11 protein-coding genes are annotated in these 11,613 nt (G+C 63.6%); 5 read left to right on the forward strand and 6 right to left on the reverse strand.

All coding sequences use genetic code 11. The features are described 5' to 3' along the window. Positions 1 to 12: 12 nt before the first annotated feature. Positions 13 to 990 (reverse strand): dipeptidase, encoded by a 978-nt coding sequence (locus DAAJ005_RS09840; RefSeq protein WP_151846964.1) that lies wholly within the window; start codon positions 988 to 990, stop codon positions 13 to 15. Beyond that, positions 987 to 1,688: an HAD family hydrolase gene (locus DAAJ005_RS09845; RefSeq protein WP_151846965.1), complete on the reverse strand. Its 702-nt coding sequence runs from the start codon at positions 1,686 to 1,688 to the stop codon at positions 987 to 989. The genes DAAJ005_RS09840 and DAAJ005_RS09845 overlap by 4 nt, the downstream gene beginning before the upstream one ends. Before the next feature lie 190 nt (positions 1,689 to 1,878). Between DAAJ005_RS09845 and DAAJ005_RS09850 the strand changes: the two genes are divergently transcribed. Continuing rightward, positions 1,879 to 3,036, forward strand: a complete 1,158-nt coding sequence (locus DAAJ005_RS09850) for an alanine--glyoxylate aminotransferase family protein (RefSeq protein ID WP_151846966.1) — start codon at positions 1,879 to 1,881, stop codon at positions 3,034 to 3,036. 68 nt (positions 3,037 to 3,104) lie between these two features. Here DAAJ005_RS09850 and DAAJ005_RS09855 read toward each other — a convergent pair whose 3' ends face one another. After that, the gene (locus DAAJ005_RS09855; RefSeq protein ID WP_151846967.1) at positions 3,105 to 3,809 is read right to left on the reverse strand and encodes a metallophosphoesterase; all 705 of its coding nucleotides are present in this window, start codon (positions 3,807 to 3,809) and stop codon (positions 3,105 to 3,107) included. 85 nt (positions 3,810 to 3,894) lie between these two features. Here DAAJ005_RS09855 and lnt point away from each other — a divergent pair, with 85 nt between their 5' ends. Continuing rightward, positions 3,895 to 5,379 (forward strand): apolipoprotein N-acyltransferase, encoded by a 1,485-nt coding sequence (gene lnt / locus DAAJ005_RS09860; protein ID WP_226342670.1) that lies wholly within the window; start codon positions 3,895 to 3,897, stop codon positions 5,377 to 5,379. Here lnt and DAAJ005_RS09865 read toward each other — a convergent pair whose 3' ends face one another. From DAAJ005_RS09865 to DAAJ005_RS09875, 3 genes are read right to left on the reverse strand one after another with little or no spacing between them, the layout of a single operon-like run. Then, positions 5,380 to 6,426, reverse strand: coding sequence for a tyrosine-type recombinase/integrase (locus DAAJ005_RS09865; protein ID WP_151846969.1), 1,047 nt, complete (start codon positions 6,424 to 6,426; stop codon positions 5,380 to 5,382). A 55-nt stretch (positions 6,427 to 6,481) separates the two neighbouring features. Next, on the reverse strand, positions 6,482 to 6,961 hold the full coding sequence (locus DAAJ005_RS09870) for a hypothetical protein (RefSeq protein ID WP_151846970.1): 480 nt from the start codon (positions 6,959 to 6,961) through the stop codon (positions 6,482 to 6,484). A 35-nt stretch (positions 6,962 to 6,996) separates the two neighbouring features. Next, positions 6,997 to 7,953 (reverse strand): diacylglycerol kinase family protein, encoded by a 957-nt coding sequence (locus DAAJ005_RS09875; protein WP_151846971.1) that lies wholly within the window; start codon positions 7,951 to 7,953, stop codon positions 6,997 to 6,999. Between the two features lie 39 nt (positions 7,954 to 7,992). On the opposite strand from DAAJ005_RS09875, the gene DAAJ005_RS09880 reads away from it, so the two are divergent. The 3 genes from DAAJ005_RS09880 to aspS all read left to right on the forward strand — a co-directional run bounded on the left by DAAJ005_RS09880 (position 7,993) and on the right by aspS (position 11,539). Then, on the forward strand, positions 7,993 to 8,361 hold the full coding sequence (locus DAAJ005_RS09880; RefSeq protein WP_151846972.1) for an IPT/TIG domain-containing protein: 369 nt from the start codon (positions 7,993 to 7,995) through the stop codon (positions 8,359 to 8,361). Positions 8,362 to 8,468: 107 nt separating this feature from the next. Next, positions 8,469 to 9,812, forward strand: a complete 1,344-nt coding sequence (hisS, locus tag DAAJ005_RS09885) for a histidine--tRNA ligase (RefSeq protein ID WP_151846973.1) — start codon at positions 8,469 to 8,471, stop codon at positions 9,810 to 9,812. Continuing rightward, positions 9,809 to 11,539: an aspartate--tRNA ligase gene (aspS, locus tag DAAJ005_RS09890; protein WP_151846974.1), complete on the forward strand. Its 1,731-nt coding sequence runs from the start codon at positions 9,809 to 9,811 to the stop codon at positions 11,537 to 11,539. The genes hisS and aspS overlap by 4 nt, the downstream gene beginning before the upstream one ends. Positions 11,540 to 11,613: the final 74 nt, after the last annotated feature.

Raw genomic sequence — 11,613 nt, forward strand, 5'->3', positions numbered from 1 at the left:
GGGAAACGGGCGTTACAGGTACGCCGTCAGCCAGCGCAACCAGTTTTCGCCCGCCACCCCCGCGCGGTGTTCTCCGGGCACTTCATCCAGAAAACGGGGCAATTCCGAGTATCGCCCGATGCCCACGGGTGTCTTCTCGGCCCCGAAACCGCCGTCCATGTCGCTGCCTATCGCCACCCGGTCCCAGCCGACAAGTTCGGCGTAATGGCGGGCATGTGCGGCCAGATCGTCCAGCGTCGCCCCCGTTTCCATCCCCTGTTTGATAAACGAACTCAGGAACACCAGCCCGATCACGCCGCCGCGCTCGGCAATGGCGCGGGCCATCTCGTCATTCAGGTGGCGGTTGCCAGGGACCAGCGCACGGGAATTGGAATGCGAGGCGATCATCTTCGGGCCAATTTCAGCGGCGTCCCAGAACGCGGCGTCGTCCAGATGGGAGGCGTCTAGGGCAATGCCCAGATCACACATGGCCGTCACCAGCGCTTTACCCGCATCCGTCAGAGGCCCCGGCGCACCCGTGCCGCCTGCGTAAGCCGTCACGCCCCACGCCGGGCCAATCAGCCGCACGCCCGCGTCCACCCAGAATGGCAGGTCACCCTCGTCCCGCAGCGGGTCCGCCCCCTCCATCAGCAGCACGACACCCAGTGGAGCATCTGCTTGAGCGAGATGGGCGCTGACCTCGGCCCCAGAGCGCAGAAGCCGGAGAAAACCCCCGTCCTCCCAGCGGCGGTACACGTCCAGTTGAGCCAGCGCCTGTGCCCGCGCCCCGGCATGATCGGTGTAGCCCTGCGGCGAGTCGGGCGTGCGTGGCAGCGCGAACAGCGTGCCGAAACAGACCCCCACGCCCGCTGCCCGTAATTCCGTGAAAGTGGTGGTGGCGGTCTGCCCCTCCACCGGGTCAACGCGCCGCAACTCTTCCAGCGTCAGCGTCAGATCGCGCCCATTCAGCGCGTTGTAGGCGAGGTCCAGATGCCCGTCGATCAGCCTCACGCGCGCACCAACTCGCCCACCAGATTCAGCACCGCCCGCAGATCATGGATGGCGTCACGGTCCTGACCATGCAGATCAATCACGGTGGCCGTCATGCCCAGGGCGCGGGCAGCATCCACATTTTCCTGCTTGTCGTCCACGAACAGCACCTCCTGCGGGCGCAGTCCCAGTGCCTCGGCGGCGTGCAGGAACGCGCCCGCGTCCGGCTTGTGGATGCCCAGCGAACACGTCGCCACCGCCACGTCCACCAGATCGGCCAGCCCCACCTCCTCCAGCGTGCGGACGATGCTGGGCAGCGTGTTGCTCAGCACCCCGATCTTGAGGCCACGGGCGCGCAGTTCCTGCAAGACCTCGCGAGCGTGCGGCACGGGCTTCATGAACCGCTCGTAGGGATAGGCGGCCATGAAAGCGGCAGCGTCGGAGGCGGGCAGGCCCAGCCGTTCCATCAGCTCCAGACCATAGCTGTCCCAGAAAGCCGTCTCGTCCTCCTCGGTCCGCAGATCCCACCACGTCAGCGCCCGCTCCTGCCACTGCCCCAGCATCGCCGCGCCCACTGCGTGGGCGTCCAGGCCATACTCCCCGGCGGCCCAGCGCGCAGCCTCGGCGTAGACCGCGCCGTCTGTGTAGGCGATGGTGTCGTCGCGGTCAAACAACACCGCTTTCAGTGGAACAAGGAGGGCCGCAGGCGGGGTGGTCATGGGGTTAATCCTAGTGACTTTGCGCGCCGGGGAGGTGACGGCGGACTGAATCGAGCCTGAATTTGCATCCGGGCCATCTTCCTGCTCCATTTTCAGAATCTATACGCAATATTTATAATATATTTCAGTCCAAATTCTATTTTTACGCAATACTATTGCTAAATCGGTGTTTAAAACCTATTCTGATGTCATGCCTCTGGACGCCTATCCTGAACACATCCTGCTCACCCCCGGCCCCACCCCGATCCATCCGCGCGCCATGCACGCCATGACCCGCCCGATGCTGGGCCATATGGACCCGGAGGTGTTTGCTCTCAACCGCGAGATTCAGGCCGATCTGCGCGTGATGTACGGCGCGGAACCGGAAGGCTTTACCGCACTGCTGGCCGGAACGGGGAGCCTGGGCATGGAAGCAGGATTTGCCAATCTGGTGGAAGAAGGCGATGAGGTCCTGGTCTGCGCCAACGGCAGCTTTGGCTGCCGCATGGCCGAGATGGCGGCCCGCTACGGCGCGCGGGTGCGGCTGGTCACGGCCCCGCTGGGCGAGGCGATTCGCCCGGAGGACGTGGCTGCGCAACTGGCCCACGGCGGTGATATCCGCATGGTAGCCGTGGTCCACGGCGAGACGAGTACTGGCGTGCTGAATCCGGTTCCCGCCATTGCCGAACTGGTGCGTGGCACCGGGGCGCTGCTGACCGTGGACGCCGTGACCACCGCTGGAATGGAACCCTTCCACATGGCCGACTGGGGTGTGGATTACGCCTATACCGGCGCGCAGAAGTGCCTGAGCGCCCCTCCTGGTGTGGCCCCGGTGGCGATCAGCGAACGGGCGCTAGCACGGTATGCCGCCCGCCGCACTCCCACCCCGCTGTGGTACTGCGATTTCGAGGGCCTGCGCGATTACTGGACCCGCCATACCTACCATCACACCGTTCCGGTCAACCTGCATTTCGCCTTTCACGCCGCGTTGCAGGCCGCGCTGGAGGAAGGGATGCAGGCCCGTCAGCGCCGCGTGCAGCAGGTGGGCGAGGCGATTCTGAGCGCGCTGAAGCCGTTGGGCTTCTCGCCTTACGTTCGCCGCCCAGAAGACCGCCTGCCCACCGTACTGGCCCTGCGGTTGCCCGAGGGTTTTGACGATGCGGGCGTGCGTCAGGCCCTGCGGAAGCGCGAGATCAGCGTGACTGGCGGCCTCGGCCCCACCACAGGCGTGATCTGGCGTCTGGGCTTGATGGGTGAGGCCGCTCGGCCCGGCCCATACCGCGCACTGATGACCGCTCTGGAAGACATTCTCGGCGAACGTGGACTGGTGGAACGGTTCGACGAGTCACTGGACGGCGTGCTGGTCTGATATCCAAAACGAGAAAAGGAGGTGGGCAAGCCATTCGAGCTTGCCCACCTCCCGTTCACGCACCCCCGCTACCCCATCCGTCCCGTCTTGATCACATCCGCAATGACTGGCGGCAGATTCCAGGCCATGATGTCGAAGGCGCTGGAGGCGTAATCGTAGGTCACCTTGTGCAGCGAGACCTTCGGCTTGCGCCCGACGCAGTCCACGATCACCACGTCCGCACCCGGCTCGTGGTTGAGGCTGAGGCCCACGCTGCCCGGATCGACGAAGGTGGTCTCGCCGATCACGCGGCTGAACGGCACGTGCGAGCCGCCCACCACGATCACCCGCGCGCCCAGCGTCTCAGCTAGCTCCTCCAACTCGCGTTCACTCGCCATTAGATCCAGCCGCTGTTCGGGGTCATGGGGGCTGCCGTGGAAGTAGCGCACCCGCCCAACCGGGGTCACGATCCGTCCGCCCGGCGGCAGGCGGCGCAGGAAATCGGTCTGCTCGGGTGCCAGCATCTTCTTGGTCCAGGTCAGCACCTGATCGGCCACGCCGCGCCGTCCCTCACGGTCCCCCAGATCGATGGCGACGCGCATGTCGCTGGACCCCAGGCCGGTGGGCCAGCCCTCGCGCTTGACGAAATCGATCACCGGGCCGGGGCTTGCGCCGTAGCCGACCAGATCACCCACCACGATCACCTGATTGACGATGTTCTCGGTCAGAAACCGTTTGACTGCCGTCAAGGCATGGATATTTCCGTGAATGTCGCTGATGAAAGCCAATCTCAAAGTGCCGTCATCTTAACCCACAGCCCGCGTGAGGGACAGGCATACCCCCTGACCTTTTCATTTACTGCCCCCTATCATGGCGGGCGTGCCGCCCCTTCCCCCACCCGTTCTGGCCCTGCTGCTGGGCGCGCTTCTCGGCCTGTGTGGCCTGCCACTGCCGTGGAGTGTCCTGAGCATTTTTCCCCTGTCGGGGGTTCTGGCCTACGCCGCCAGCGCCCGCACCACCGAAGGCGTGCCGGGGCGGCTGTTCTGGTCCGGCGTGGGCTACTTCACCGTACATCTGTGGTGGCTGACCGCCTTTCTGGGCAAGCTGTTCAGCTTTCCCCCAGCGGGCGTGCTGGCTTTTGCCCTGTTCATTCTGGAGGGTCTGTTCTTGGCGGTCATGGCCTATCCACTGGCCCGGCTGGTCCGCTCGCCCGTGGCCCGCGTCTGGGCGCTGGCGGGCGGCTGGGTGGTGCTGGAATGGACGCGCTTCCTGGGGCCGCTGTCCTTTCCCTGGCCCACGCTGGGCTACACGTTGCTGCCCACTCCTGCCATCCAGATTGCAGACCTGGGTGGCGTCTTGCTAGGGAGTGTGCTGGTGGCGGGCACGGCGGCGGCGCTGGCTGGAGCGTGGCTGGGTGGTTGGAATCTGGATAAGCAGGGGAGAGGCCGCCCGGTGGTCCTGGCTGCCGTGTGCTGGGCTGCTGCCCTCGCCTATGGCCTGACGCGCACAGCAGGCGAGGGACCAGTTCAGCCAATGCTGGTACTGCGGACCGATTTCGATTCGTTTGGGCGCGCAGTGGGCAGCCTGACGGCGGGCGAGCAGCTTCAGGTTCAGCGGGAAGCCTCCGCCCGGCGCAGCCCCGGTGAAATCCTGGTCTGGAGTGAAACGGCTCTGACTGCTCCAGCCACCGAAGCTGTGCTGCCGGAATTTCCGGGACCGGGGATCAGTGGGCTGGGGGTGCCGCCCACCCAGACCGAAAAAGAACAGAACACGGTGGTTGCCATTGATGCTGGCGGTCAGATCACGGCCCGTAACCGCAAGGCCAAGTTGGTGCCGTTTGGTGAGTATTTTGTGCTGTACGACAGTATTCTGCGCCCCGCATACGGCCTGATCGAGAATATCATCGGCTTCAGGCTGCCCGCTGTGGAACCGGCCCGGTCCATCGCCCCATTAATCCTGAACGGCGTGCAATACGGTGCGTACATCTGTTACGACAGCGTGTTTCCGTGGGTGGCTCGCAGCCTGACCCGGCAGGGCGCGCAACTCCTGGTCAATCCCAGCAACGACGGCTGGTACGATGGCTGGGGCGTTCAACAGCATTTTATGATGGGCCGGGTGCGCGCCATCGAGAACCGCCGCTGGCTGGTCCGCAGCGTGAATAAAGGGGTAGCGGGAGCGGTCAACGATCTGGGGCAGGCAGTGCACGTGATTTCCAGCGGTGAGACCACGCAGGCGCTGAGCGTGCGGCCTCTGCTGCTGAGCGGGCGAACGTTGTTTAACCGCCTGGGCGACTGGCCTGCGCTGCTGCTGGCGCTGGGGATGATCGGGTATGGGGTGCGGGTGGACCGGCGGGAGGGGCGTTAATCAATCCTGTGGACCACGCAAGCGCTCCATTGCTTCCATCGCCTCGCGTCTGACTTCCGTGTCCATCTTGGCGTAGATGGCTGAGGTGTTGACTGAAGCGTGGCCCAGTACGTCTGCAACAACGTGCAAGTCACGCGTGGCGCGATAAAGGTGGGTGCCCGCTGTGCGCCGCAGGGTGTGCAGACCCCACAACTCGGGCGCCAGACCCAGTTCCTGATAGTACGTGGCAGCAATCGTGCGTGCCCCCTTGGTGGTCAGCCGCCCTCCATAGTTGCGTCCACTCAGCGAGACCAGAAGGGCCGCCGTACCCAGCGTGTTCAGGGCTTGCAACGACGAGCGCGACATCAGCCACAGGCGCAGGCTGCGCTCCACCCGCGCGGTCAGCGGCACCGTCCGCCCCTTGCCGCCCTTGCCCAGCACCCGCAACTGACGTTCGTTGAGGTCTATGTCTGTGGTATTCAGCCCCACCAGTTCTGCCGCGCGCAGGCCCAGGCTGCCGCCGAGTTCCAGTAGCAGCAGGTCCCGGTGGGCGCGCAGGGTGTCGGCAGGGTGCATCGAGGTAGGCAGGGTCAGCAGTTCCGCATACCGCGCCACGGACAGGGCCTGTTTCTTGGCGTGGGCGGGTGTCGTGTCACTGGGAGGCCGTACCCCGGCACTTGGATCGCCGGCAATCGCCCCGGCCCACACCAGCGCCTTCATCAGGTTCCGCACTCCGTAGACATGGCGTTTAATGCTGGATGCGGCCAGACCCGCCTGCTGCATGGTCAACATCCAGACCTCGAAATCCTCGGCAGCCAACTGGTTCAGTGCCCGTTCAGGTGATTCGGGCGGTCCGGTGAACGCCAGAAAGCGCCGGACCGATTCGCAGTAATGGTCCAGTGTCATCTGACTGACCCGCGCGCCCCGGCTGGATTTCAGGCGCATATAGGTCACCAGCAGATCGGTCAGGGCGTCGGCATTTTGCTCATGCGCGGCCCGCAAACCTTCACGTCGACGGTTGGCCGCGTTTGACCAGCGCGAGGCTAGGACCAGGGCACCCTCGGTCATTGCTGACTCATCTCCAAACTTCTACTTCCCATAAGTGAAATTATAGGATATAAGATTATTCTTTGGAGCCGATAGTTAATCTGACCGCCGCCTCACGCAGCCAGTCCAGATATTCGGCCTCTGTAGAATCCCATTTGGCACGGTTGCAGCGGTCACAGCACAGCGCGATGTTACCGGGTCGTGGAGGCCGCCCTGGACAACGGGATGACGTGATCAAGCTGAAAACGCGTCCCGAATTTTCATTGGGCAGACCACAGTATCGGCAGGTTTTCGTTGTCATCATGATCTCGACAAGTTGCTCGGGCGGCAAGCGCTCCAGATCTGGAAAGCGCCGCTCCACACTTCCGTTCATGCTGTATGCAATCTGAAAGGCGCGGCGGCGATCATCCTGGTGATATCTCGTTTTATAAGACTCGGCCTGACAGTCCAGACAGCGAAAGAATCGACTCCCATCGGGACGGTTCTTTGGAAAAAGTGTCAGGAGCTTGGTCTGGTGACAGACCCGGCAGCTTCGCTCGTCTTCGGTCACGAGCATAGGGGTCGCCATTGCTGGAGCATCACGCCCTGCGCTTAAGTCTCCACCTCCTCCTTCCTGGCCGCCGTGATGAACAGCGCTGCGCCAGGTAAAATCCGCGCGGTGAACGGCGTCGTTTCCACCATCAGTTCGCCGTCGTATTGCAGCGGAAAGGGATCGGCTGCGTCCACGGTGATTTCGCGGGCGTTCAGGGTTTCGAGGTTGCTGCTGAACATAGGGTCTCCCAGATTCAGCTTGGCGCGCAACGAGTCGATCAGGTTAGGAATCAGGCGCAACAGGTTGCCCGCCTTGAGCAGCACCACCGTGAACTGACCGTCACTGGGGTTGATGTCCGTGGTGATCGGCATCCGGTAATTGGCCATGCCGAAGTTGGCCACCATCACGCCGATGCCCTCGAACTCGCGTTCCTGGCCGTCCACGGTCAGTTTGAAGGTAGTCTTCCTGGGATTGAGCTGTTTCATGGCGCTCAGGACATAGGCCATCACGCCAAACTGTTCTTTCAGTTCCTCGCTGCCCTTGATCATGGCGGCGTCCGCGCCCGCCCCGGCCAACATGGCAAAACCGTTTTTCTCCCCGCCTACCTCAATCTCGCCCAGATCGACGGTAATGCAGTGTCCGGCCAGCACCAGGGCCGCGAGTTCCGGCGCAGAGGTGGGCAGATCCAGATTCTGTGCGATCAGGTTGGCCGTACCGGCGGGAAAGGCCAGCAGGGGCACGCCACTGTCCCGGATGGCATAGGCCAGGCTGCTCACTGTCCCGTCTCCCCCAGCCGCGACCAGGATGTCGAAGGCGTGCAGGTCATTGACCTGTTCTGCCAGCGGCGTGTCTTTTTTAGTTTCCCGCTGCACCACCTCGGCCCCGCCCTCCCGCAGCAGGCGCACGAATTCCGGCAGATCGCTGTCGCCCTTGCCGCTCTTGGGATTAAAGACGACCAGCACGCGCTGGGCCTTGGGAGTGTTGGGGGGGCCGGGGGGGGAGGTTTGACCTGTCATCTGACCTTTCATTAGACTGTGAATTCGGAGGCTGTTGCTATGCTGCGTTTCTTGGTTGCTTCTTCACTCATGGTAGGCGCTCTGGCGTCCTGCGCGCCCTCTCAATCCACAGACCGCTTCGTGACGGTTACGCCTGTACTGATCAAAGTTTCGGAAGCCGCCACGCGCGGCGGCTCACTCACCGTTCAGGGCCGTTATCTGGGTGGCCCCAGCACTGGGCAGGTTCGCCTAGGGGCCGACGAAACGGGGAAGGGCGGCTACGTCTTCCCTGCTTCTGCTATTCAGTCCTGGACCGACAGCGAAATCGTCATGACCATTCCCGCCGACGCCCCGGTGGGCGGAAGCTGGCTGTTCGTGGAAGTCGCGGGCAAGCAGTCTACAGGTCTGCCTTACAGCGTTCGCCAGTAAACCCTCACGCCAGAGGCCGCCTGTCCTGAATTGGGGAGGTGGCCTCTCCCCTGTTTGCGCCCCGGTCTTTGACCCTTTGACCTTCAGACCCGTAGACTCCGCAGGTTATGGCGATTCACCGCCCCAAGGGGACCAACGATCTGCTGCCACCAGGCAGTCCCAAACTCTCACCCGTCACCAGCGCCGCCGCGCATATCTGGCTGACCGAAACTGCGCGGCGTGTGCTGGAGCGGGCCGGAGCGCAGCGCATCGACACGCCCATTTTCGAGGAAGCCGAACTGGTCAAGCGCGGCGTGGGCGACAGCACCGACATCGTCCGCAAGGAGATGTTTACCGTCTACTACTTCGGGGACCACGGCGGGTTCATTCTGCGCCCGGAGGGAACGGCGGCCATCGTGCGGGCCTACCTCCAGAACGGCCTCAAGCAGTTGCCCACGCCACTGAAGCTGTGGACTTCCGGGCCGATCTTCCGCGCTGAGAACGTGCAGAAGGGCCGCTACCGCCAGTTTCATCAGGTGGACTACGAGGTGCTGGGCAGCGCCGATCCGCTGGTGGACGCTGAGGCGATTGCTTTGATGGTAGATGTGGTGCGCGAGCTGGGCCTCAAGGAAGTGCGCGTCAAGCTGGGCAGCATCGGCGATCCGGCGGATAGAGAGGCTTATAACGCCTATCTGCGCGAGCTGTTCACGGCCCACCACGACCGCCTGTCCGACGATTCCAAAGATCGCCTGACCCGCAACCCAATGCGGATTCTCGATTCCAAGAGCGAGGGCGATCAGGACTTGATTGCCGAGCTGAGCGTCAAACCCATGCTCGATTTTCTGGGCGAGGAAGCGCGCACGCACTTCGGGGCCGTTCAGGGCCACCTGAAGGACTGGGGCGTGCCGTATGACCTCGATCCCAGCATCGTGCGCGGGTTGGACTACTACCGCCGCACCGCCTGGGAGCTGCACCATGAGGGCGTGGGCGCAAAATCTGCGCTGGGCGGGGGCGGACGCTATGACGGTCTGGCCGAGATTCTGGGCGGACAGGCCACGCCGGGAATCGGCTGGGCCTTCGGTGTAGAGCGGCTGTTGCTGGCGCTGGAAGCGGAGAGCATCGAGCTGCCTCAGAGCGAGGGGCCGCTCCTCTATGTCGTCGCGCTGGACGAGGCGAACGTGCCCCATGCAGCGAAGGTCGCGATGGATGCCCGCCGTGTGGCCCGCACCGAATTCGCCTACCGTGCCATGAAACCGGGCGGGGCTTTCAAGGATGCTGAACGCCGGGGCGTGCGCTGGATCGCTCTGCTTGGCTCACAGGAAGTCGAGAACGGAACACTCAGCCTCAAAAACCTGATGAGCGGTGAGCAGCGCGTCGTCAACGTCTCAGAACTGGCAGCATTTCTGGAACAGGAAAGCCACGATCCTGCCGTATCTCCGCCAGCCACAGTCCCTCCCCAGGAGTCCAAATGAAACGCACCGCCATGATCGGCCACCTCTCCCCCACCCATGCCGCTCAGACCGTCACCTTGCAGGGCTGGGTCAACCGCCGCCGCGATCTGGGCGGCCTGATCTTTCTGGAACTGCGGGACCGCAGCGGCCTGATCCAGGTCCAGGTAGAGCCGGATTCCCCCGCCTTCGCTGAGGCAGATCGCCTGCGCGCCGAGTACGTGGCCGAGGTGGAGGGCACCTATCAACTGCGCCCGGAGGGCCAGCGCAAGGGTGGCGCGGCGGATTACGAGGTCATCGCCTCGCGCGTGAAGGTCTTGAATACGGCCAAAACCCCACCCTTCGAACTGGAAAAGGGCGCGGACGTGGCCGAGGACATCCGCCTCAAGTACCGTTATCTGGACCTGCGCCGCCCAGAGATGCAGCGCTCTCTGATGCTCCGCAGCAAGGCGACAGCGGCGGTCACGGCCTTTCTGGACGCCGAGGGCTTCGTTGCCGTCGAAACCCCTATGCTCACCAAATCCACCCCGGAGGGCGCGCGGGATTTTCTGGTGCCCAGTCGCCTGAATCCTGGCGAGTTCTACGCCCTGCCGCAGAGTCCACAACTGTTCAAGCAACTGCTGATGATCGCCGGATTTGACCGCTATTACCAGCTCGCCCGTTGCTTCCGCGACGAGGATCTGCGCGCCGACCGCCAGCCGGACTTCACGCAGCTTGATATGGAGATGTCCTTCGTGGATCAGGAGGACGTGCTGGAGCTTCAGGAACGTCTGCTATCGCATGTGTTCAAGACCGTGCTGGATGTGGACCTGCCTATCCCCTTTCCCCGCCTGAGCTATCAGGACGCGATGGACCGCTACGGCTCCGACAAGCCCGATCTGCGTTTTGGAATGGAGTTCGCGGACGTGACTGGGCTGTTCGCGGGCGGTGAATTTGCTGCTTTCGCTAACGCAGATGCAGTCAAGGTGCTGGCTGCATCGGAGTTGACCCGCAAGCAGATCGACGAGCTGGAGCGGGTGGCCAAGCAGAACGGCGCGAAAGGTCTGGCCTGGGCCAAGCGAAACGGGGACGGACTTACCGGGGGCATCAGCAAGTTTCTGGGCGAGCAGACGGCGGCGCTGCTGGAGACGACAGGGGTGCAGGACGGCGGCACGCTACTCTTCGCGGCGGGCGAGTGGAAGCGGGCGGTCACGGCGCTGGGAGCGGTTCGCCTGAGCCTGCGCGATCTGTTTGGTCTGGCGGCGGCTGGTCCACAGTTCCACGTGTCCTGGGTCACTGATTTTCCCCAACTGGAATACGACGAGGACAACGCGAGCTGGACCTACATGCACCATCCTTTCACCGCCCCGCACCCCGACGACGTGGCCCTCTTCGGCACCGAGCGTCAGGGCGAGATTCGCGCGCAGGCCTATGATCTGGTCCTCAACGGTTTCGAGATCGGCGGCGGCAGTGTCCGTATCCATGATCCGGCGGTGCAGGAACAGATGCTCGCGGCCATCGGCTTTACCTCCGAAGAAGCCCGGCGGCAGTTCGGCTTCTTCCTGACCGCGCTGGAATCCGGCACGCCTCCGCACGGCGGCATTGCCTGGGGCTTTGACCGTCTGTTGATGGTCATGGCCGGAGTAGGCAGCATCCGCGAGGTGATCGCCTTTCCCAAGAACAACCGTGGCGCGGACCTGATGGCCCTGGCCCCCTCCCCCGTTTCGCCGGCGCAGATGGCCGAGGTGGGATTGGCTCTGGTACAGGAGTAAAGAACAGGGAGGCAAGTGCCTCCTCACTCTTCTGAATTCAATTAGTGAATCTTTTCACGATAAATCTAGATCGT

The organism is Deinococcus sp. AJ005 (assembly GCF_009017495.1).
GTDB lineage: Bacteria > Deinococcota > Deinococci > Deinococcales > Deinococcaceae > Deinococcus.

Excerpts from the sequence above, each read along its gene's own strand:
- DAAJ005_RS09880 (WP_151846972.1), top strand. The coding sequence starts at position 7,993 with ATGCTGCGTTTCTTGGTTGCTTCTTCACTCATGGTAGGCGCTCTGGCG.
- DAAJ005_RS09845 (WP_151846965.1), bottom strand. The coding sequence starts at position 1,688 with ATGACCACCCCGCCTGCGGCCCTCCTTGTTCCACTGAAAGCGGTGTTG.
- DAAJ005_RS09850 (WP_151846966.1), top strand. The coding sequence starts at position 1,879 with ATGCCTCTGGACGCCTATCCTGAACACATCCTGCTCACCCCCGGCCCC.
- hisS (WP_151846973.1), top strand. The coding sequence starts at position 8,469 with ATGGCGATTCACCGCCCCAAGGGGACCAACGATCTGCTGCCACCAGGC.
- DAAJ005_RS09870 (WP_151846970.1), bottom strand. The coding sequence starts at position 6,961 with ATGCTCGTGACCGAAGACGAGCGAAGCTGCCGGGTCTGTCACCAGACC.
- DAAJ005_RS09875 (WP_151846971.1), bottom strand. The coding sequence starts at position 7,953 with ATGACAGGTCAAACCTCCCCCCCCGGCCCCCCCAACACTCCCAAGGCC.
- DAAJ005_RS09865 (WP_151846969.1), bottom strand. The coding sequence starts at position 6,426 with ATGACCGAGGGTGCCCTGGTCCTAGCCTCGCGCTGGTCAAACGCGGCC.
- aspS (WP_151846974.1), top strand. The coding sequence starts at position 9,809 with ATGAAACGCACCGCCATGATCGGCCACCTCTCCCCCACCCATGCCGCT.